Annotated in this window: 21 protein-coding genes; 6 read left to right on the top strand and 15 right to left on the bottom strand. The window is 40.6% G+C overall.

Translation table 11 applies throughout. From position 1 onward, the window contains the following. Window positions 1-30: 30 nt before the first annotated feature. Window positions 31-2070 carry a molybdopterin oxidoreductase family protein gene (locus NST24_RS09710; RefSeq protein ID WP_335352414.1) on the top strand — a complete coding sequence of 680 codons (2040 nt, stop codon included), beginning with the start codon at window positions 31-33 and terminating at the stop codon, window positions 2068-2070. A 46-nt stretch (window positions 2071-2116) separates the two neighbouring features. Here the strand turns inward: NST24_RS09710 and NST24_RS09715 are convergent, their stop codons facing one another. From NST24_RS09715 to xylA, 3 genes are all read right to left on the bottom strand, one after another. Beyond that, window positions 2117-2803 carry a glycoside hydrolase family 11 protein gene (locus tag NST24_RS09715; protein WP_008346560.1) on the bottom strand — a complete coding sequence of 229 codons (687 nt, stop codon included), beginning with the start codon at window positions 2801-2803 and terminating at the stop codon, window positions 2117-2119. A 94-nt stretch (window positions 2804-2897) separates the two neighbouring features. Beyond that, the gene (xylB, locus tag NST24_RS09720; RefSeq protein WP_342461702.1) at window positions 2898-4391 is read right to left on the bottom strand and encodes a xylulokinase; all 1494 of its coding nucleotides are present in this window, start codon (window positions 4389-4391) and stop codon (window positions 2898-2900) included. Between the two features lie 33 nt (window positions 4392-4424). Beyond that, entirely contained in the window at window positions 4425-5762 is a 1338-nt protein-coding gene (gene xylA / locus NST24_RS09725) for a xylose isomerase (protein ID WP_024718319.1), read from the bottom strand. 213 nt (window positions 5763-5975) lie between these two features. On the opposite strand from xylA, the gene NST24_RS09730 reads away from it, so the two are divergent. Continuing rightward, window positions 5976-7136, top strand: a complete 1161-nt coding sequence (locus NST24_RS09730) for an ROK family transcriptional regulator (RefSeq protein ID WP_342461703.1) — start codon at window positions 5976-5978, stop codon at window positions 7134-7136. 46 nt (window positions 7137-7182) lie between these two features. Here the strand turns inward: NST24_RS09730 and NST24_RS09735 are convergent, their stop codons facing one another. The 3 genes from NST24_RS09735 to csaA all read right to left on the bottom strand — a co-directional run bounded on the left by NST24_RS09735 (window position 7183) and on the right by csaA (window position 11056). Next, on the bottom strand, window positions 7183-8790 hold the full coding sequence (locus NST24_RS09735) for a glycoside hydrolase family 43 protein (protein WP_342461704.1): 1608 nt from the start codon (window positions 8788-8790) through the stop codon (window positions 7183-7185). 24 nt (window positions 8791-8814) lie between these two features. Further along, entirely contained in the window at window positions 8815-10206 is a 1392-nt protein-coding gene (locus tag NST24_RS09740; RefSeq protein WP_041092855.1) for an MFS transporter, read from the bottom strand. Between the two features lie 517 nt (window positions 10207-10723). Then, window positions 10724-11056, bottom strand: coding sequence for a chaperone CsaA (gene csaA / locus NST24_RS09745; protein ID WP_017367427.1), 333 nt, complete (start codon window positions 11054-11056; stop codon window positions 10724-10726). Between the two features lie 266 nt (window positions 11057-11322). Here csaA and NST24_RS09750 point away from each other — a divergent pair, with 266 nt between their 5' ends. Further along, window positions 11323-11802: a hypothetical protein gene (locus NST24_RS09750; RefSeq protein WP_007500681.1), complete on the top strand. Its 480-nt coding sequence runs from the start codon at window positions 11323-11325 to the stop codon at window positions 11800-11802. On the opposite strand, the gene NST24_RS09755 is transcribed toward NST24_RS09750, so the two are convergent. The 7 genes from NST24_RS09755 to NST24_RS09785 form a co-directional block, all read right to left on the bottom strand. Then, entirely contained in the window at window positions 11799-13424 is a 1626-nt protein-coding gene (locus NST24_RS09755; protein WP_342461705.1) for a YndJ family protein, read from the bottom strand. The genes NST24_RS09750 and NST24_RS09755 overlap by 4 nt on opposite strands. After that, the gene (locus NST24_RS09760) at window positions 13417-14022 is read right to left on the bottom strand and encodes a DUF4166 domain-containing protein (RefSeq protein WP_135009153.1); all 606 of its coding nucleotides are present in this window, start codon (window positions 14020-14022) and stop codon (window positions 13417-13419) included. The genes NST24_RS09755 and NST24_RS09760 overlap by 8 nt, the downstream gene beginning before the upstream one ends. Continuing rightward, the gene (locus tag NST24_RS09765; RefSeq protein WP_342461706.1) at window positions 13985-14866 is read right to left on the bottom strand and encodes a hypothetical protein; all 882 of its coding nucleotides are present in this window, start codon (window positions 14864-14866) and stop codon (window positions 13985-13987) included. The genes NST24_RS09760 and NST24_RS09765 overlap by 38 nt, the downstream gene beginning before the upstream one ends. Window positions 14867-15017: 151 nt before the next feature. After that, a complete protein-coding gene (locus NST24_RS09770) occupies window positions 15018-15590 on the bottom strand; it encodes a TetR/AcrR family transcriptional regulator (protein WP_138278622.1) in 573 nt (190 codons plus the stop codon). 3 nt (window positions 15591-15593) lie between these two features. Continuing rightward, complete coding sequence (locus tag NST24_RS09775; protein ID WP_217967065.1) at window positions 15594-16313, bottom strand: MBL fold metallo-hydrolase; 720 nt, start codon at window positions 16311-16313, stop codon at window positions 15594-15596. A gap of 38 nt (window positions 16314-16351) precedes the next feature. Continuing rightward, window positions 16352-16828, bottom strand: a complete 477-nt coding sequence (locus tag NST24_RS09780; RefSeq protein ID WP_041507089.1) for a GyrI-like domain-containing protein — start codon at window positions 16826-16828, stop codon at window positions 16352-16354. A gap of 54 nt (window positions 16829-16882) precedes the next feature. Beyond that, window positions 16883-17806: a YafY family protein gene (locus NST24_RS09785; RefSeq protein ID WP_217967064.1), complete on the bottom strand. Its 924-nt coding sequence runs from the start codon at window positions 17804-17806 to the stop codon at window positions 16883-16885. A 118-nt stretch (window positions 17807-17924) separates the two neighbouring features. Here NST24_RS09785 and NST24_RS09790 point away from each other — a divergent pair, with 118 nt between their 5' ends. Continuing rightward, entirely contained in the window at window positions 17925-18449 is a 525-nt protein-coding gene (locus NST24_RS09790) for a mother cell-specific membrane sporulation protein (protein WP_144665611.1), read from the top strand. A gap of 35 nt (window positions 18450-18484) precedes the next feature. Here the strand turns inward: NST24_RS09790 and czrA are convergent, their stop codons facing one another. Beyond that, complete coding sequence (gene czrA, locus NST24_RS09795) at window positions 18485-18814, bottom strand: Zn(II)-responsive metalloregulatory transcriptional repressor CzrA (protein ID WP_007500691.1); 330 nt, start codon at window positions 18812-18814, stop codon at window positions 18485-18487. Between the two features lie 187 nt (window positions 18815-19001). On the opposite strand from czrA, the gene NST24_RS09800 reads away from it, so the two are divergent. Beyond that, entirely contained in the window at window positions 19002-20327 is a 1326-nt protein-coding gene (locus NST24_RS09800; protein ID WP_017359483.1) for an APC family permease, read from the top strand. Window positions 20328-20424: 97 nt separating this feature from the next. Continuing rightward, on the top strand, window positions 20425-21087 hold the full coding sequence (locus NST24_RS09805; protein WP_017359484.1) for a lysozyme family protein: 663 nt from the start codon (window positions 20425-20427) through the stop codon (window positions 21085-21087). 174 nt (window positions 21088-21261) lie between these two features. Here the strand turns inward: NST24_RS09805 and NST24_RS09810 are convergent, their stop codons facing one another. Continuing rightward, window positions 21262-22332: a hypothetical protein gene (locus tag NST24_RS09810; RefSeq protein WP_281201267.1), complete on the bottom strand. Its 1071-nt coding sequence runs from the start codon at window positions 22330-22332 to the stop codon at window positions 21262-21264. Between the last annotated feature and the right edge of the window lie 113 nt (window positions 22333-22445).

Below are 22445 nucleotides of genomic sequence, written 5' to 3' on the forward strand. Positions count from 1 at the left end.
ATCACGGAATTCGGAAAGGAAGCTAAACGTATGACCGATTACACAGCAATGAAAGACGGAATATTCAAATCAGTTTGTTCGTTAGATTGCCCTGATCAGTGCGGTCTTTTAATACATAAAGAGAACGGAAAGATCGTTAAAGTTCAAGGAGATCCAGATCATCCAGTCACTCAAGGAAACATTTGCAATAAAGTGCGGAATGTCACAGCTCGTTTATATGATGAAAAACGTCTGACAACACCATTAAAACGTGTAGGTCAAAAAGGTGACCGGCAGTTTGCTCCAATTACGTGGGAAGAAGCGATTGAAACCATTCGTCAAAAATGGACAAAGCTGATCGAAGAAAAAGGACCAGAAAGCATTTTGCCTTACAGCTTCTATGGGAATATGGGGAATCTCAATGCAGAAGGAATGGACCGCCGCTTTTTCTATCGACTTGGCTCAAGTCAGCTAGACCGAACCATTTGTCAGTCAGCCGGAACAACTGGCTATAAATATACAATGGGCGCAAGCATCGGGACAGACCCAGAAGAGACCATTCATACGAAACTATTTATCTTTTGGGGCATCAATGCGGTTTCAACCAATATGCATCAAATCACGTTGGCACAAAAAGCTCGAAAGCAAGGGGCTAAAATTGTCGTCATTGATGTGCACAAAAACCAAACGGGCCGGATGGCAGATTGGTTCATTCCGCTTCGCCCTGGCACTGACAGTGCGCTAGCTCTTGGGATCATGCATGTCCTTTTTAAAGAAGACCTCACAGATGCGTCATTTTTAGAGACTTACACGGTCGGTCACAATGAACTTCGCGAGCATGTGAAGCAGTACGATCCAGAAACGGTTGAACAGGTCACGGGTGTCCCGAAAGAAGACATCATCACACTTGCGAGAATGTACGCAGAGACATCGCCGTCTCTCATTCGTATTGGCAATGGGCTACAGCATCACGATAATGGCGGTATGAGTATTCGAACCATCTCCTGCCTCCCTGCCCTCACCGGTCAATGGCTGCACAAAGGCGGCGGTGCGATGAAATCGAACTCTTCTTTTCTTAGTTATAATGAAATCGCTCTTCAGCGGCCGGAATTATTAAAGGAACGCGAACCTAGAACATTTAATATGAATCAGCTGGGCAGCGTGCTAACGAACGCAGAACCTTCTATTGATTCTCTTTTTGTCTACTCTTGCAACCCGGCTGTTGTGACACCTGAAGCAAATAAAGTAAGAGACGGTTTGATGCGGGAAGACTTATTTACGGTTGTCCATGACTTGTTCATGACAGAGACAGCCACTTATGCGGATATTGTTCTGCCAGCGACCTCTGCCTTTGAAAACGAGGATTTTTATACTTCTTACTGGCATCATTACATTCAAATTCAAGAACCTGTTATAGAACGTTATGGAGAAAGCAAATCAAACACAGAAGTGTTTCGTCTTTTGGCTCATGCGATGGGCTTTGAAGATGAAGCCTTTAAAGACACAGATGCGGAACTAATGGAACAAGCTCTTCATCATCCTGAAAATCCGCACTATGAAAACATTTCATATCAAGCGTTAAAAGAGAAAAAGTGGATCAAAGCAAAACGAGGGCCTTTCGAAGATTTAAAGCTCCCTACCCCAAGCGGGAAAATTGAGCTTTACTCTGAACAAATGAAAAAAGATGGATATCCAGCCCTTCCAACCTATGTACCTTTATTCAAGGAAAGTGATTATCCACTGACGTTTATACCGGGACCAAACCATAATTTTCTTAATTCCACCTTCTCTCTTCATGAGAAGCATCAAAAGCTTGAGAAATATCCGAAGCTTCATATGAATGAACAAGATGCAAAAGAAAGACAGATTGAAGATGGGGACATGGTTCGTGTGCTGAATGATCGAGGAGAATGCGAGCTCATCGTGTCAGTCGGACAAAATGTGTTATCTGGCGTTGTTGTCAGCCAGGGATTATGGGCAGACCAAAAAGGCAAAAAACATTTGGTGAATGGCCTCACACCTGATCGTTTGGCAGATATGGGCGGTGGTGCGACGTTCTTTTCCGGCAGAGTCGAAGTTGAAAAATTATGATAGAAAGAGCCAGGAGTTTTGCTCCCGGCTCTTTTCTTTGACTTTTTTAGTTGCCAATAAACAGCTGATTGGTCATCACATTTGCACTTCCGCTGCTTTGGTAGCCTTCTACAGTAAATGCCGTTTCATACATTTTCCCCATTGGCATCCCTAAGCTTTCCCATTTTTTAAAATGCGCACTGACGGAGACCGTTCCGCTTGTACGTTTCGTTTGACGTACACTCCAATATTGCTTGAAGGTTGCGATCCCGATAATGGAAGGCTGATTGACACGGGTTGTTTCATAAATGTCATATGTGCCCCCGTCTGCATAAAATGTTCCTTTATGTGTGCCTGTTGGACGGTATGTGCCCCATGAATCAACAATGTAGTATTCTGCTAATGGAGATTGTGTCCAGCCATAGACACATAAATAGGAATTCCCGACTGGGTTAAAGCTTGCGTTGTAATTGATGGAGATGTTGCCAAGTTGATGGTGAGTTCTAGTGGAATCAAACTTTTTTCCTTTTCGAAATAAAGCATTTCCGATATTGTTCCAGCCTGCACTAAATGCCCCGCCGTTATTGAGTGTCATCGAGGTGTTTCCATAATCCTTCCATAATTCATAATCGTACCCGCTATGGTTACCCATTTCATTATTCGTAATGGTTCTCGCATGGGCTGGTACAGCCGTCAGTATAAGCGTCAGTCCAATACACATCACAAACAACAGTCTTAATTTTCTCAAATTCATCTTCCATTCCTCTCCTTTTTCATCCTTTTGATTCTGTCATCTCTAAGATGAAACGAATTCATCACCTCCTTTCATGCCCCTACTCACTACTAGATTATCGATACTGTGCTAGACCCGCATGAATGTCTCTTGTGTTTGTATAAATGCTTTGATACAAACGAAAGAGATGATCATATACATCGACATGCTGTTGATTTGGTGTAAATACGGCTGCTTGATGGATAAACTGATCCGCGCACGCCTCAAGTGACTGGTACCAGCCGCATCCAACTGCTGCAAGCATCGCTGCACCTAACGCAGGCCCTTGCTCATTTTCAAGCTGAATCACCTTAGCTTGAAAAATGTCTGCCTGCATTTGAAGCCATGTATGACTTCTCGCACCTCCACCAATGGACACAATAGCATCGATTCTTTTTCCGGCCTGCCTGAATAAAGCGATCGATTCATTTAATGAAAAAGTGATTCCTTCGAGCACAGCTCTAACCATATGCGCTTTTTCATGCCGGCTGTCTAATCCAATGAAGCTTCCACGAATGACTGAATCTGCATGAGGCGTTCTTTCCCCAACTAAATATGGTGTAAACAGCAATCCATTTGCGCCAGGCGCTATATCCTTTGCTCCGGCTAAAAGGGCTTTAAACGAATCATTTGGAGCAAGTAAAGATTTAATCCAATCGAGGCTATAACCTGCTGATAAAGTGACTCCCATTGTATAAAAAGCGTCTTTTTTTGCATGATGGAATAAATGCAAGTTTCCATTCAGCTCTCTGTTATGATTTTCTTCATAGGAAAGAATGACACCTGATGTGCCAATGCTGCATAGTGTGTGACCTGATGATAAAATGCCGGCACCAATGGCACCGCAAGCATTATCCGCGCCACCCGCAAAAACCTTCGCCTCTTCTGTCATCCCGGTTTCCTTTGCGATCTGCGGCAAAAGTGTTCCAACCTCCGCCTCCGATGAAACGAGCGGCGGGCAAATACGAATCGGAATATCAAAGGTTTGACAAATCTCCTCACTCCATGTTTGTTCTCCAATATCCAACAGTAACGTACCAGCCGCATCAGAATAGTCCATATGAATAGCGCCGGTTAATCGATATCTGACATAATCTTTTGGAAGTAAAAACAAATGGATTCGTTGATCAATTTCTGGTTCATGTTCCTTTACCCATAACAACTTTGGCAGTGTAAACCCTTCTAACGCCTGGTTTTTTGTGATCGCTTGCAGCCTGCCTCCTAGCTTTTCTGTCATGCGCCCGCATTGCGATGTTGTTCTTGTGTCATTCCACAAGATGGCAGGCCTGAGCACCTGAAGGGATTCATCCAATAAAACAAGTCCGTGCATTTGTCCAGAAAAACTGATGCCTTCTACCTGCATTGACTGAACAGGCTTTCTCTCCATAAGTTCTGTCATCGCGGCCATCGTCTGCTCTACCCAGTCTTCAGGATTTTGCTCACAATAACCTGGTTTGCTTTGAATGAGGCGGTAAGATTTAGTCGTCTCGCAGCATACCTTCCCGCTCTCATCTACTAATATCACTTTGACTCCGCTCGTTCCAAGATCAATTCCCATCACATACTTCATGTGTTCACTCCTTCAAAACAGCAGCCCGCTCAATTAATCTTCTAACAAATATTGATTCAATCTGGCTTTCAGCTGTTCCTCTCTGCCAGATTCGTTTCTGATGAGCGGATGTTTCAGTGCATATTCTTCTAATGTATGAAAGTTTGCCGTTCCTTCTGAAATCTCCCGCCCAATTCCTTCAGAAAAACTACGGTACCGGTGCTTGATCACATCTTCAAACACACGGTCTTCTATGAGTCTATGAGCCACCCGCAGCCCTTTTGCGAATGCATCCATCCCCGCAATATGGGCATACAGAAGATCTTCCAGTTCAAAGGAGGCTCTTCTGACTTTTGCATCAAAATTGAGACCGCCTGTTCCAAGTCCGCCATTTTGCAAAATTTCATACATGGCGAGTGTTGTGGCATATAAATCCGTTGGGAATTCATCTGTGTCCCAGCCTAGAAGGGAGTTTCCTTGGTTGGCATCAACGGAACCGAGCAGTCCATGAATTCTTGCTACACGCAGCTCATGCTCAAACGTATGACCCGCTAATGTCGCATGATTGGCCTCGATATTTAATTTAAAGTGTGTATCCAATCCATATTGTTTTAAAAAGGCGATCGATGTCGCTGCATCCGTATCATATTGATGAGTTGTCGGTTCCTTCGGCTTTGGCTCAATTAAAAATTGACCTGTAAATCCAATTTCTTTTGCATAATCGACCGCCATATGCAAAAAGGTCGCCAAATGGTCAAGCTCTCTTTTCATATCTGTATTCAGCAGTGTGTCGTAACCTTCTCGTCCTCCCCAGAAAACATAATTTTCTGCGCCGAGTTCCTTTGCTGTTTCGATGCCCTTTTTCACTTGTGCAGCTGCATAGGCAAATACATCGGCATGACAGGATGTCGCTGCACCGTGAACAAATCTTGGATGCTTAAACATATTAGCCGTGTTCCATAGAAGCCGAACCCCGCTTTGCTGCATGTAATCTTTCATTCTTTCTATGATGATGTCTAACTGCTGATTGGTCTCTTGAAGCGTGTCGCCCTCTGGTGCAATATCACGGTCATGGAATGAAAAATACGGAACATCCAATAGATCAAAGAGCTGAAAAGCCACTTCCAATCTAGCTTTCGCCAAATCCATTCCACTATAAGAATCCCAGGCCCTTTTCATCGTGCCAGTTCCAAACATGTCTGTTCCATCAGCAGTCAGTGTATGCCAATAAGCGACGGAAAATCGCAGGTGGTCTTTCATTGTCTTTCCGCCAATCATTTCGCTCGGATTATAATATTTAAATGCGAATGGGTTCTTTGAATGTTTTCCTTCATATTGAATGTTGCCAATCCCCTGTAAACTACTTAACGAAGTCATATTTGATTTGACCATAAGTGATTCCCCCTATATATTCACTTAGTAAGTTGATTCAACAAACGAACGAACGAGTTTACCAACTAATCTCTTTGAATTTTCCATATTTTTTAGTTTTTTAGAAATATTTTCGTTATAATAAAATGAAAAGCATGTTTTATAGAGAATGAACTCGACAAAAAACGGCTTTTCTTCACTTAATCTAAAGACGAAACAAATGGAGTGGATACAATGGATATTGCGGATCAGAACTTTGTGAAAAAAATAAATCAAAAGCTATTGCTAAACGAAATTCTGCACCATGCACCAATTTCCAGAGCAAAATTATCTGAACGCACTGGGTTAAATAAATCGACCGTTTCTTCTCAAGTGAGTACATTAATGAAAGAACATCTTGTTTATGAAATCGGTCAAGGCGAATCTAGCGGCGGAAGAAGACCCGTGCTTCTCATGTTTAATAAACGTGCAGGTTACTCTATCGGCATTGATGTCGGTGTTGATTATGTCAACGGCATTTTAACAGACCTTGAAGGGTCGATTATTCATGATGAGCAGCTCAAGCTCCCATCCAGCACACCTGATGTGACCGTCCGTATATTAATTAAATTGATTCAGCAGTTACGTTCACATATTCCTTCTTCCCCATACGGGCTGATTGGTATAGGGATTTGTATACCAGGTCTGGTCGATGCAGATGAACAAATTGTGTTTACGCCTCATTCAAAATGGAAAAATGTCGATCTAAAAACAAGTCTCCAAGACACATTCCAAGTACCGGTTTTTATCGAGAATGAAGCAAATGCCGGTGCGTACGGTGAAAAAATCTTCGGTGCTGCTAAACATTATGACCATCTGATCTATGCAAGTATCGGCACTGGTATTGGAATAGGCATCATTATCAATCATCATTTATATAGAGGCACGAACGGTTTTTCTGGTGAAATGGGACATATGACGATCGACTTTAATGGACCGATATGTAGCTGCGGAAATCGTGGTTGCTGGGAACTGTATGCATCTGAGAAAGCACTGTTCCAATCGCTCCAAACAGATGGTCAGCCATTCACCTATCAAGATATTGAGCGGCTGGCGAAGTTAAATGATATGAAGACACTCAATGCCTTGCGTAACTTTGGCTTTTACATTGGGGTAGGTCTCACAAACGTTCTGCATACCTTCAACCCACAAGCCGTTATATTACGAAACAAGGTCATTGAATCTGAGCAGGCCGTTCTAAGTGTCATTCAAGATGAAGTATCCTCTAGAATGGATGCACAATTCAGCTCACGGGTGGAGCTGCTTCCTTCGTCATTAGGACAAAACGCACCAGCCTTAGGGATGACATCTCTAGTCACTGAAGCTTTTTTGCGTGATGTCACGCCTTCACCATAATGGAATACATGTTAAAGAGAGACAGCCTTTAGAGTGTTGTCTTTTTTTATTCAGTTGTTTCTTCGTATCGAAAATACTTAAAATCGGCAGGCAGACGTTCGCCGCTTGTGTCTTGGCACTGCATTCCGACAAAAGCCCCTGTAAAGAACCCCCCTCCTCGAATAAAATCATCTGATAAATGGGTCGATTCAAGCGGTACATCTATTTTTTCCCACTCTTGTTGATCAAAAGAATAAGAATACGTGTACGTCTCTCTCTGAACGGTCACTTTTAAATACACATACGGAATCTCGTCTGGGATGATGATTTTTTTAATTAGCGGCTGAGAAAAGGCCAGATTTTCACACACAGATAACTCAAGGATACGGCCAAGCGCCTCGTCATAAGTCACCTGAAGTGCAGTCCAATTTTCCGTATTATAATAATTCACAAGACCTGCCGCTTGCTGAAAATTTTTCGGAAAGAAGGAAACCGCTGTCTCTGCTTCAAAATAAAAGCTTTGCCAGCGCCTCGCAACAAACGCTTGGGTAAATTTAGACGTTAAAGATTCCTGCCCATACAGCCTTAAATGATGAGGATTTTCCGTCACTGAACCAATCTGATCCGTAAATGGGATTCTTAATGTTTGAAAATGTCTATTTAACGATGAATCTTTAAATTCATCGACTATGTGATAGGTTGGAGAGAACTCTTTTACGCTCATCGCAGGCGCTTCAACCTCTAGGAGCCCCTCTTTTCCGCCTACCACATACGGCCAGCCATCTTTCCATTCAAGCTTTTGTATGGCTGTCTCTCTTCCTAAAGGGCACCAGCCTCTTTGCTGAAAAATGGATTCCTTACTTGAATGAATTGGGCGGCCAGTCAGATGAGCCATATACCATTCATTTGTATGCGTTTGTACAATGGAAGCATGCCCGCATTTTTGTAGTGGATGGCTAGGCGCATGAAAAGTCGTTAAAATTGGGTTGTCAGGATGAACCTCGTACGGCCCATCAATACGCGAGGAACGGGCGATTGTGGCTGCATGTTCGTAACGTGTGCCCCCTTCAGCTGTTAATAAATAATAGACATCATTGATGTAATAAAGATGCGGGGCTTCTGTCAGTTTGATTGGCGTGCCTTTAAAAATGACCTTCCGCTCACCGACCAGTTTTTTTTCAGATACACTATATTCCTGCAAGGCTATACCTGCAAAGGAGTGATGTTTTTCTCGATGGTCCCACAGCATATTCAACACGTATTTCTTTCCGCTTGGATCATGGAACAAGGAAGGATCAAACCCAGAACTATTGAGCCGAACCGGATCGCTCCACTCGCCATCTACTTCGTCAGCTGTGACCAAATAATTATGACCATCCTTAAACGGACCATCTACTACTTTAATATCTGAATAGATGAGCCAAAACTGACCATCCGCATAACTTAAACACGGCGCCCAAACCCCGCCGGAATCAGGATTTCCTTTCATATCGAGTTGAGAAGTTTTTTGCAAGGGACGCGCGGCGAGCCGCCAGTGGACGAGATCCTTCGAGTGATAAATTTGCACCCCCGGGAACCATTCAAATGTAGAAACCGCCATGTAATAGTCCTCTCCCGCACGGCAAATACTTGGGTCAGGGTTAAACCCTTTGAGCACTGGATTGGTAATGTTCATTGAATTTCCTCCTCTTTCAGAGAGCTACATTTTAAAATCGTCCATATGATCGATATACACCTTGTCTCTATTCTCAAGCTCTCGTACGACTTTTTTATGTTTTTCTTCATCTAGGTTATAAAAATTAATATCAACCATCGCTAAAATTAGTAAGCATACAGGAATCACCGTTGTCGTGATTAAAATGCCCAGTAAAGCTTCTGGTGTTTGCACTTGGTTTGCAATATAACCAAATCGGTCAAGGACAAGCCCTGGAACGATGCCGCCTAAGGCCATCCCAAATTTAAAGAAGAATCCAATCACTGCGTAGATCAGTCCGCCCATCCTTTTCCCTGTTTTATATTCGCCATATTCAACAGTTTCAGGAATGAGTGCCCACATGTAAGCACCTGCTGTAATACTCCCTGCAGCCGCAACGAGCCTGAAAATAAGTATTAAAGTGATTTGACTCGGCGGGATCACAAGTAATGCAAGAAGGCCTACAATATTCAGCAATAATGAATAATTCAGCAGCTTTTTCTTTCCTAACAACTTGTGCAGCTTAGGAATAAACGGCAACACCATTAAAGCTGGCAGACTGCCAATCAGGCCGTACCACTTCACTAAATCTTCTCTGCCTAGGTTATACGTCACATAATAGATCCCGACTGAGTTGCTGATCGAGTTCACACCAAAGATAATGATAAAGAAAATGCTTAACACAACAAGCGGACGATTCACTCGTAACTGGACAAAGAGATCACTGAACTTGATCTTTTCCTCTGGCTTTTGAAGTGTGACGCGCTCATTCGTACTTTTAAAACAGAAAATCAGTAATCCGCCCCCAAGTACACCGAGAAATGCCATCGTGATCTGCCAGCCAAGTGCTGTATTTCCTGTTGTATCACTCAAAAACGTCGCAAGAAACGGAACAAAAAAAGCAACAACTAACCCACCGAGATTTGCAAAAAGCATACGAACAGACGTAATACTGACGACCTCTTGGTTATTTCTTGTCATTGCGGAAGTTAAAGCACCATAAGGAACATTGATGAACGTGTATGTAAGCGATAAACCAACATACGTGATGTACGCATAAATGAGTTTTCCCATTTCGGAAAAATCCGGTGTCGTAAAACAAAGAATGGCAAGAACGGCAAAAGGTAACGCACCAAATAACAAATAAGGTCTAAACCGGCCAAAACGGCTGTTCGTTCGGTCAACCATCGCCCCAATAAACGGATCTGCAAGCGCATCGATGGCCCGAACCACCAAAAACATCGTCCCTGCTGCTGCTGCTGATAATCCATAGACATCCGTATAAAAGAATAATAGATACGTAGAGACAGTTGCATAAATTAAATTACATGCGAAATCTCCTGAAGCATACCCCACTTTTTCAGACATACGAATCTTCTTTAAATTCTCACTCACCATGAGTTTTCTCCCTTCTTCACTTAGCCTCTTCTAACGGACAGATGGTGCAGGGCAGCAGCAATCAATAGGTCGAAAATAAAGCGCTTTCAATTTGTTGTAAAAATGAAGCTGAACATCTCTTTCTTTCAGCTTAGCCCACATAGCAGCAAATCATTCGCTTTAAACAATAGATCAATAGATGATCGACATCTTAGTTTATCGATTAAACAAACTAAGATGAATTCATTTTATAAAATATGATCTGACTTTTCAATATTTTTCGAAAAAATAATCCAAATAATTGATTTCTTGTCATTTTTTCTATGATATGAGGATATGAACCTTCTTTTTTTCTTCCAAAAACAAAGAGAACTCAAATAATGGTTGCATTCATACCAATCCCATGCTATATTAATCAAGCGATGAGCTGAATTGTGTAAGTCGGGTAACACGTCTCTTTGAGACACACACGAATGTGGCGTGTGGTTATTCCGCCTCAATACGCAAAAGACATCTTCTGATGAAGATGTCTTTTTTATTACCCTATTTTGGTGCCATTTTCAACCGGCTCATCAGTGGCAAGCAGGACAACGTCTTCTTTTGACGGCATGCCTCCTAAAACAAGTACCTCTGATTTAAACCCGGCAATTCTTCTTGGCGGGAAATTGACCACTGCAATAATTTGTTTCCCAGTGAGATTCTCAGCCTGATAACGTTTTGTCAGCTGTGCACTAGATTGTTTTATGCCAATCTCATCCCCAAAGTCAATCTTCAGCTTGAAAGCAGGCACTCTTGCTTCTGCAAAAAATTCTGCTTCTACTATCGTCCCAACACGAATGTCTAACGCTAAAAACTGTTCAATATCTGCCATTAGAATCTCTCTCCCTTTCAATCTTTCATAAAAAGGTCACATTTTTCTTCTGCTAGATGACCACTTGTTTTCCACTAATGTCTTAATTGTAGCACACCCTACTCTTCTAAAAGAAAGAGTTAAAAAGCCTATTCATTGAAAATCCTTTTTAGTTTACATAATGATTTTATAGTAGTCTATTAAATGTTTGCATCATGAAAATGAATTCGGTAAAATGGCAAATAATCCTACTGCTTCCTCTCGAATATTTCGGGGAGGGTTAACACTTGTTTACATTATCAGATATGTGGACGTTTTGCTGGTCGTTTTTCGTCATTCTTCCTATCGTTGCCATCTTGCATCAGCTGGGTCACATTGTAGTCGCCTGGCTGTTTGGAGCAAAGGTTTCGTTTGCGCTTGGTCGAGGCAAAAAAGTATTGAAAATAGGCGTCGTTGAAATTAGAAGAATCTATTTTCTAGATGCATTTTGCCACTATGAAGAAATGAGGAGAAATAACCGTTTCTCACACATTCTTGTCTACTTAGGCGGATCATTATGCAACCTGCTCAGTGTTCTCATATTGAACACAATGATCGCCAACGATTTCCTGCCAGAACATCAATTTTTCTATCAATTTGCTTACTTCTCAGTCTACTATGTATTTTTTGCTTTACTGCCAGTACAGTATGCAGATCATCATCCGAGTGATGGGCAAGCGATTGTGAACATCATTCGTCACGGTGAACCATGCGACATCATTGATTAAGATGAGTGGCTTTCACTGTCGATTTGATACTGAATCGTTAAAAAAGGAATACCGAATAGCTTCATTTGATGAATCGCTGTGAGACTTTTTTCCGTCTCCGGTTTCATATGAAAGCTTTCTTCCATTGGCAGTTTCATGGTGATGAAAGACGTATGCAAATACAATCCTTCATCACCCGTACTGCCTTTTGGACTTTTACTTTTTAATAGAAAATCTTCCTTTTCATTCAAAGGTTTTAAAATAGCCGTAAGCTGTGAAAAAGGAAGCGGCAAAGCAATATTCATATAGACTGTCTCTTCATCATGGTGCTGGGCATAGAGCGCATAAAAGACTTGTTCGCCTTTCTCATTGCGCCTGATCCACACACGTACATTCTGCCTTTCTTCAAGAGGATGTTGAAATCTTGAAAGACTCCCCGGCATTTCATATGGCATTCGTGATGACCCTAAATAGAGCTGTCCTATTTGTCTAAAAACAGGTTGAAGCAAAAAGACAAACGGCCTTACCCACCAATGAAAACAGACGGCTGCTTTTAACGTAAAGGACATCGGGTCCTCATAAAATCTGCGAATAACAGGTGACACACTCTCTGCTGAAAATGCCTTTCCATTTAATTGGTCAAGAGAATCGACTAAACCAATCTTCTCATCATGCTGCATGTCGTCATGTTGAAAAGACATGATCTGAAAACGACCGTGAACTCTCGATACCGGAAAATCCTTCTGTTTCAATCGATCAGCTGGTCTTTCAATCAACCATCCAATGAGGCCTGGTAAAATAACCAAACTTGCATTGATACTGCCATGAAACCAAATCATTTGATCTATGCTGATGTAGGTAACATGTAAAAGCATTCCGGCAGAATAAAGGAATGATAGGACGATGGTTCCCATTAACATGATGCTAGAAAACACAACGAACCCTTTTGCGACAGTTGAACGAAAAGAAGTTTTCATACACAAAATTCCATACAAATAAAGTGCGATCACATACAAAATGACGCTGAACGTATCAAACAGGCGAGAATAGCTGATTCCAACAGCAATCATCACTGGCGACAGTAAAATAACCCAGCCGCCCACTTTGTATAACGTCGTCTCTTTTTTGCGCTGCCTTCCTAATAAGCCATAAAAGATTGGGATAAAAAAAGCCGAATAATGAAAATGAATAGCTGTCAAAAGAACAATCATCGGTGAAAATGTCATCACTTGTATATCTGCTGTGTACAGCCAGAACCAAAGCCCACCTAGAGCGATATACATACATGCGCCATCGATCATCAGCTCATGAAGCGGATGGGCCCCTCTTTTCAGCAAACGGGTGAAACCAAATAAAGCCAGAATCATTGTAAAGAAAAGCCATCCCAATGCAAGCCAAAGAGAATGATAGATGAATGCGCCTGTTGCACATAGAGCTGCTACTGGAAAGGCTTTCATTATGAAGCCGATCAGCCCCTCCTGCTGCCTTTTCTTCTCTTCCTGATAAAAAAAGTGTAAGAAAGCGGGAAGAAAGAATAAAATCGCAATCAAAACAAAAAATTCTGGTATGGGAGCTGTCGTCAAACGGGTAACGAGAAAGCAAGACATCAACACGATGCTACACATCAAATACCATTTATTCATAAGGTGACACCCTTTCCGTAAACCGGCCCTTATAAGTAAAAAGAGTGCCAAAAAGGCGATTTTTCACTTGAACATCAATCGTATACTCACCTGCACGCTCATCGTACCCTTCTGTTACATCAGATTCACCGTAAAGCCAAGAAGGCAGTGGCCACTCTCGCCCAAACAGCAAAAACTTTTGCTTACCTGATTGAATGTGCAAGAACCCTTTTTCCGTGACTGTAAAATGAAGCTCTGACACAAGAAGCCTAGGTTTTCCAAAGTAGTCCAGTACTTGATGGCTCTTCTGATCAATGATCATATCTGCATCAAAATGTCTTTCCTTGTCAGGAAAATAGAACGTTCGAAACCAGTGCATCCCTTCTTCTCCCTTACTTGTCGTAAAAGGCTTGTTCACAATTTGGAAGGGAATATTTCGCCCTCTTTCAGGAAAAAAACAGCGAAACAATGGGCCGATTTTGAATAACAATCGGATGAGCTTTGTCCCGCCTCCTATTTCCTCCATGATGCCTTCGGCCGTAAACGCGCGGTTATAACGTTCTTTTAATGTTGGATGCAGCTTATCGTAGTCCTTTACTTGATGATGATGAACGACCATGTCTACCTCCCCTTTTTCGTTTGATCGAAAACACATCTACACAATCTTTTAAGTTGATCATTCCTGCAACAGATAAAATCAAAAATGCACTCAGCACCAGCGGCTCGTGCAGAGTCGTTTCTGGCGATAAAATCCCGATACCAAGCATCAGCAGCAGAAAGATGCTTTGAAGGATGAATATATATTTCTTTGGCAGTTTAGGCATGAGCCATGATACACCTAATAGCGCATAAAACAATCGAAATCCGGTGCTATGATCAAAAGCAGAAGGTGAAAAAGGAATGATCGCTTGACATAACCAGACGATAGCAAACAACAAACAAATGCCATAATGGGCAAGTGTTCTCTCTAGCAGCAACCGGGGATGCGTGCCCTTTTCAAGCCACGTCTTTAATGCGCCAAAGCTAAAGGCAGTCATAAACCCCATCATTGGTCGAAAAAACAAACGGTCTGCCCATTTCCACCCTTTTCCTTCCTTTGTTTCATAATCAAATTGCGTTTGAAACACAATGTGATCATTCGTTTTCATGTATTTCCAATACCCTCCGCCTTCTTTGATGAAAGACAAAGGGTGTGATGATTTAAATTGAAGTGAGGATGCTCTTTCATGACGCTCATCCTTCACGCTCGTTCGATACGCTCCTGTCCCAGTTACACTAATGCCGAATCCAAGGTGTTTCTCATACAAAAAGGATTGGGGCTGTTCATCACTAGGTCCATTTAATGAAATGGTCGAAAATCGCAAATCCCATTGTTCATGAAGCTTTGGATTTTGCGTATACTCCCATACTTTTTCAATAGGTGCTTGAATGGTTGTTTCCACATAAACAGGCTTTCTTTTCATCTGCCTCTACTCCTCTATGTGAATTATTTCACATAATAAGCATACCATGTTTCACAAAACTGTCAAATCTTTATTGGTTTTTTGCCCAAAAAATGTTTTGATTTGTTTACATCTCCTTCATCATATCGGTTCGATACATAAAAAAGACCTGTCAATGAGACAGATCTTCTTGCTCTTTGATGCCTGCAATATAAAGACGGACCGCATAGCCCACACTATCTTCAAGCTGTTCTTTCCGTTGAAATCCCTTTTTATTTGAAATATCTCCAAAACCGTGCAGTAAGCTTCTGAGCCCTCTGACGACATGCGTCATGTCCTCTTCTTTTACACCAAAACGAGACATGATGGATTGGACAAAATCAGCAAGATTCTCTGCAGCCACACTGACTTCTTTTTCATTCATATGTGAAAAAGCAGCCTCATAAAGACCAGGATGCTGACGAACAAATTGAACATATTGTCTTGCAAATGCTAAAACAGCGTCTTCTTTTTCCAGCCCCGCTGTTACTTGTTTGCCGGCCTCACAAAGCATTGTCAGCCCCTTGACAGCAAGAGCTGCCTGTATTTCATGAAGACCGGATATATGGTTGTAAAGAGATGGTGGTCTGATGTTAAGCCGTTTGGACAATGTAGCAATAGTCAAAGCGGAAAAGCCCTCTTCATCGACAAATTCGATGGCAGATTCAACAATTTTTTCTTGTGTGATACCCATTCTTGGAGACATGGCTTACTGTCCCCCCTTTTGTAGCTGCTGCTTCCTTTTTTCGATAGCGGCTCTGAGCTTTGCCTCAGGCTCTATGATGAGATCACCATGCCCTGCTGCGAGACAAGACAAGGGAAGTGCCAGTAATTTTTCAGCGCTTTTTAGTGCTGTTTCTGCATCCCAAGTGGCAAAAGCCGGGAATGGGAAGGTGAAGCGAAACTCACCCGTTACAAATAAACCGCCTTTTGTCACAACTGCATCACCCGCAATGACAACCCCTGACTTTTCATCGTATAAAGAGATGCTTCCTGGTGTATGTCCTGGTGTGGCAATGACTTTCAGGGACCCAATCTCGTCCCCTTCTTCAACAAGCACGTCTGGTTTTGTGTGAATGTCTTTTGAAAAACTGCCTTTGACTTTTTTCTCTGGCTCACCAGGAAGTAAAGAGAAATCGCCAGCAAACAGGCGAGCATCTCGTTTCGATAAATAAACAACTGCCTCTGGAAAAGCCTTTTTCACTTCATCTAGTGCGCCAATATGATCCATATGACTATGAGTCAGAATAATTTTGTTAATGGGTTTGTTTAATTGATGTGCAAATTCAATTATCGAGCTTGCTGCCATTTTCAAAGCTGCATCAATTAAGATGAGTTCATTCTCTTCCTCAAATACATAACAATTTACCGGAAAAATACGCGGCATTAATGTAAGCTGGTGCAAACGGTCAAATGTTGTCAATCTCATCTTGTTTTCCCCCTAAAACTAATGTCGTTAGTTTTATATTAACTAATAGCATTAGTTTTAGCAACTATTTTTTCATCGACTGCAATATAAATATCAATTTGCGCTTCTTTTGGATCAATCGATCGTTCGTCGTACCATTCAAAATCGCCAGTATATGTTCGCAAATAACGCTGATCCCAACTCCAAATCTGCTGCCATGTTTCAAACACAACCTCTTCAATCGGGCCCTTTCTCGTTTGAAATCTTGCGTAGGTGGAGCCTGGAATCTCTTTTGCATCTTGTGCTAGCTGCTGGTCAACCAATTGCCCCGCTGTGAACAAATAAGCGCCATTTTCATCCTTTTCATAATCTGAATACAGTCCTATGACTGGCGCATGTCCTCCGCGAAGCTGCTGCGTGAAAAATTGCTGCCAAAGCGGTGCAATCTTCCGCTCGTTTGTTTGCTCCATTTCGTTTGTTGTTCGAACAGATAATCCCTTGATCCATTGTTTCTGTAAAATCACGATATCGTACATACATTCTCATCTCCTTTTTTTCCATCATATAAAAAGAAACCTGACAACATTGTGTCAAGTTCCTTTTGGTTTTTGAAATTGTTTCAACTTGAGATCAAATGCTTCCCGAACGGATAGCGGAGAGACAATCTCGATATCTGGCCCTAAATAAAAAAGAAAGCTATATAACCAATCATCCTGAGGCAACGTGATTGTGGCAAGATACGTACCATCTGCACATACGGTGAATTCATTTTCATCTATCCATTCCTTCACTTTACCAACAGAATCTTCAGTCAACCTGAGCGTTAGTGTACTGACGGAAGGTTCTTCGTGCCAAGAATCATTCCAAGGCTTTTCTTCATTTTTTATTCGTTTAGGAAGAAAAGATACTGAATGGGTGATAAGGTCTGACATTCTTTTGAGTTTAAACAGGCGAAACGCTTTTTTCACGCAGCAATACGCATACAAATACCAGTGTCTTCCTTTTAAGACAAGTGTATAAGGCTCTACTTTTCTAGGAAGTGTTTCGCCTTTTGCATTGCGATAGGTGAACTGGATATATTGATGCGCTGTGGCAGCGGTATGAATGAGCTGGAGCTTCTTTTCTAAATAGCTGTCTTTCCCCCAAGAGCTTAAATCAATAAATACATGTTGCTGTTTTTCATTTTGAGGCGGGATCAGGGATTTCATTTTCTTTAGTACATGTTCACTTTCTTTAAAGGTGTATGCACTCGTAATGCTTTCAAGAGCTGTTAAAATCAGTTCAATATCATCATCAGTGAATAATTTTTTCTCTAGACGATAGTCGTCAACGAGTGAAATTCCACCCCCTGCACCTTGTTTTGTGACAACTGGAATCCCCGCTTGATTGATCGTATCAATGTCACGGTATATGGTTCTCACGCTCACTTCATGTAGTTCAGCTAGGTCTTTCGCCTGTACTTGCCGTTTGCTAATCAGTATCATCACAATGGACAAAATGCGATCGATTTTCATGACTTTTCCTCTTTTTCATAAATATAGGTTTTGATTTGATAAAAAAAGAAAGAATGGTAATGATAAGTAACAGCCAGCATTCGTTTACATCCCTGCCTGTGCAGGAGGAGGTTGCATCATGACACATTACGTATGGCAGTTGTTCATGATCGGGATCGTCATGCTCGTCTGGATCATCATTCGAATGAATCGAATGAGACGCTATCAGCTTGTGCGCCCGGTAAATCTTTTCATGAGAATGTATGTATTTAGTCTCACTGCCCTTATTCTCTTATCAGAAGGATGGCAAAATCACAGTATTTTTATCTATGCCGTCATTGGCATGATCTTCGGGAGCAGTCTCGCCATTCACGCCTATCAGACGATTCAGATGAAATTAGAAAATGGCCGGCTGTATATGAAAACAAGTAAATGGATTGAAAGCTTTATTTTATGTTTGTTTTTATCTAGGCTTGCATTTAAATCGGTCAATCTGACAACACATGCGATCACCAAAATGGATATCGTTGAATTGTATCAGCATATTGTCAGCGATGATGCGCTGACAATACTCAGCTTTTTCCTTCTAGCGGCTTACTATATTGTGTTTTCTTATCAAATGATGAAAGCAAATAAACGATCAACCCAAGTACATCATGCATAAAAAACCTTCCTATATAAAAGTAGGAAGGTTTTTTCTCAATCATGCTGTGCATGGTGTATCATTTGTTCAAGCACTTCCATCACATGCTGATCTTCAGGACTGTAAAAAATCGAGGTCCCTGCTCGTCTAGATTTCACGAGACGAAGATTTTTTAAAAAGCGCAGCTGATGAGATACGGTTGATTGCATAAGGTTTAGTGTTTCTGCTATATCATTTACTGAATGTTCACCTTGAGACAGCAAATGCAGAATACGAATACGCGTCGGATCAGATAAGGCTTTAAATGTTTGGGAGACAAGAAATAGACTTTCTTCGTCCAGCTCCATCCGTTCCTGTTCTTGATTTGTATTCAGTTCTTCCTTCATTTCGCTTCACCTTTCTTGTCAGTCAACTCACGACTTATTCTATGTATCATCATATACCAAAACGTGTAGCATGCAAAGCTTCCACACCTTTTGAAAAAAGATTTATTCAAATAGCATTGACACGTGGTAGCATTCTTTTTAAAATGAGCATTATTTATTCATTTTTTTAGAGGAGCTGATAGGCAAATTGACTGAAGAGCCAAGACTAAAACGCAGCCTGACTGTTTTTCCACTTGTTGTGATCGGGCTTGCTTATATGGACCCACTTGTCGTATTTGATTCATACGGCATTGTTGCTCAGCTGACGAAAGGACACGTTGCTGCAGCTTATATCTTTACTTTACTGGCATTACTATTGACAGCGCTTAGCTATGGGAATATGGTGAAGGCTTTTCCAAAAGCAGGATCTGCATATACATACGCGCAAAAAAGTATTCATCCTCACGTCGGCTTCCTTGTAGGATGGACACTATTGCTTGACTATTTATTTTTGCCTATGGTGAATTTTGCAATCGGAAGTGCATATTTAACCGCAGCCTTTCCTGATGTACCTCATTACATTTGGATCATCATACTTGCTATCGCCATAACGACTGTCAATGTAATCGGTATACGTCTTACAGCCAACATTACAGCGCTTTTTGTGACCTTTCAGGTGATTGTCGCTGTGACATTTGTTGGGTTTATTATTTATGGGCTCACGCAGCATGCAGGCACGGGAGAGATACTATCAACCCGTCCGTTTTATTCAGCGAGCTTAGATCCCGCCCTTATTTTTTCCGGCGCGACGATTTTATGTTTTTCTTTTCTAGGATTTGATGCGATTTCGACCATGTCTGAGGAAACAATTAAACCAAAAAGAACGATTCCTCTCGCCATATTTTTAACGGTCGCTATTGGAGGTGTGCTGTTTACCCTCACCTCTTATTTTTTACAGCAGGTGTTTCCAAATTTTCAACAGTTCAAGCATCCAGATGCGGCATCACTTGAAATTGCAGAATTTGTGGGCGGCGCGTTTCTCCACTCATTCTTTTTAGCCGGCACCATGGTCGCTGTCATCTCTTCCTCCCTATCATCACATGCGAGTGCCGCAAGACTCTTGTATGCGATGGGAAGAGATCAATCATTACCAAAGCGTTTCTTCGGTTATATTCACCCAACATTGAAAACGCCTGTATTTAATATTTTATTAATTGGTGTTTTTTCGTTAACCGCAGTTGTTGGTGAGCTTGAGGTCATTTACTCGTTTATCAGCTTCGGGGCATTAATTGGATTTACGTTTGTTAACTTGTCTGTTTTCGCTTACTATTTCATCAAACAAAAACAAAGAGGTGTATTAAACACACTGAGGTATGCCATCATCCCTCTTTGCGGAACGGCTTTTTGTATTTGGCTCTTAACAAGCATCAGTACAAATGCATTAATCATCGGCATGGTGTGGCTCATGATCGGTTTTGTTTATTTCTGCTATAGACTGAAAACAAGAACAGAATTTACGTTTGGCTATGATTGAATATAAGGTTTTCACTTGGTATCCTGTGCAGGATATGGCATAATATAAAGGCTGTACTTCCCTTTTAAAAGCGGGGCAAAACAGGGGTGAACTGACCTTGAAAAAGAAAAAAACAGGATGTTTTGCCATTTCAGGCTGTTTCACGATTTTTCTGTTTGTTTGCGTATTAGCGGCCATTGTCATTTCCTTTAATCAAAAGGAGTTAAAAAAGCTGCCGATTGATACGGAATCAATTGTTTTGTCGAGACTGGATGATTACAAACCGCTTGTAGAAACAGAGTTAAGAGATCAAGATTTAGATCAATATACCGCGTTAATTCTCGGTATGATGTATCAAGAATCAAAAGGCAGAGGCGGAGATCCAATGCAGTCCTCTGAATCTCTTGGTTTGAAACGAAATGAAATCAATGACCCTCAGAAAAGCATTAAACAAGGAGTCCATCATTTTTCAACCATGTACAAGCATGGGAAGAAAAAAGGCGTTGATTTGGAAACCATTATTCAAAGCTATAACATGGGAATCGGCTATATTGATTTTGTTGCAAAAAACGGGGGAAAACATTCCGAAAAATTGGCAAAGCAATACTCCAAAAAGCAAGTGAAGCGAAACCCTGAAGTCTATACATGCGGGGGCGACAAAGATAACTTCCGCTATCCGTATTGCTACGGTGATTTCACTTATGCTGAAAAAGTAAAAGAAAAAACGAAAACAGTTGAAGAAAAGATGAAATTGGCTTCATCATCCACACCATCATCGTAAAAAAAGCACTTCTCATTGATATAGACAGCCCTAACATAGTTAGATTATATCAATGAGAAGAAAGCTGAAATATTATTTTCACCTATCTGTATGAAGATTCTTTTGCACTATCTTTTAGTGTTCAAATTTTCATAAAGTGGGGTTATGAATAAAGTTCATTCTAATGTAGAAATCTTATTTTTTCCTTTTATACAGTGGAAGCCTTGAAAAACTGATTAGTTTATTTCTTAAATTATCCCAGTTCATTTGCATCTCTAATACTGCATTTGTATACTTTTCGTTTTCCATAGTCTCTGTCATAGCATAATCTGTATAAAAATTTGAATTATAATTTTTTTCAGCATAAAATGCTCCATCTATGATATTTTTTAATAGCCCTTCTTCACTGTCTCCACTGCGATAATTTATTTTGTAAATACCACTATCTACACTATTTATAATTGAAAATAATATTAGGACAAAACGGGCTACACTTGGTAAGTGTGTCCTATCAGGCGTATACTCTTCATCATTCAATATACGTTGAGAAATTAAGAAATTACTTCTAATTGCAAAAGACCACCAAAAAAACAAATCAATTGGCTTTATCATTAAAGCAGCATCAACTTTTTCTTCAAAATTATTATATAATATCAATAAATTTCTAAAACTATCTGTGGCTGCAAAAGCATCTGCATCCATTTCCATAGTTCTAATATCTAATGGAGATATATTATTAGTTCTATTATTAATATAGTACATAGGGATATAATTTATATCGTTATTATCATTTAAATATTTACAATGACCATTAAGTAAATGACCCAATTCATGAGTTAAAATGAACCTTGATACAAATACAGTAAGCAAACTTGCTAAATTATAATCTATTGTTTCATTATTTAGTATAATTCCTCCATTATTTTCATCTTGTAAAAGAAGAGAGTATGATCCATCATCTCCTTTATTTTCATCTCTTTTAAAAGGTAGGTTTTTTATGAACTTTTGATTTAGCTTTTCTGCAAAATCATAAAAATAATCAAAGAAATTGTCAATTACTCCTGTATTTATTTCTATATAATCAATATTATTTTTACACCAAGCTTTTCCACCTAAACGCCCATCATTTCTCAGAAAGAAATTTAATTGAGTTTTTGAAATAGACATGTCCTTTGTTAAACTACTTTTCATTATATATTGATAACCTTCGTAAATAGTTTGTGCTCTTTTTTCAATATCTTTATAAAAAACTTCTTTATCCCTCATTTAAACACCTACTTAAACTATTTTGATTATATTAGTCTTAAATATTCAAGTTTTTCAAAACGCTCATTATTCTATATTCTAAATGATAAGGTATTTTTTTACAACGAAAGGCA

This window comes from Bacillus sp. FSL R5-0286 (genome assembly GCF_038593245.1).
Lineage (GTDB): Bacteria > Bacillota > Bacilli > Bacillales > Bacillaceae > Bacillus > Bacillus altitudinis.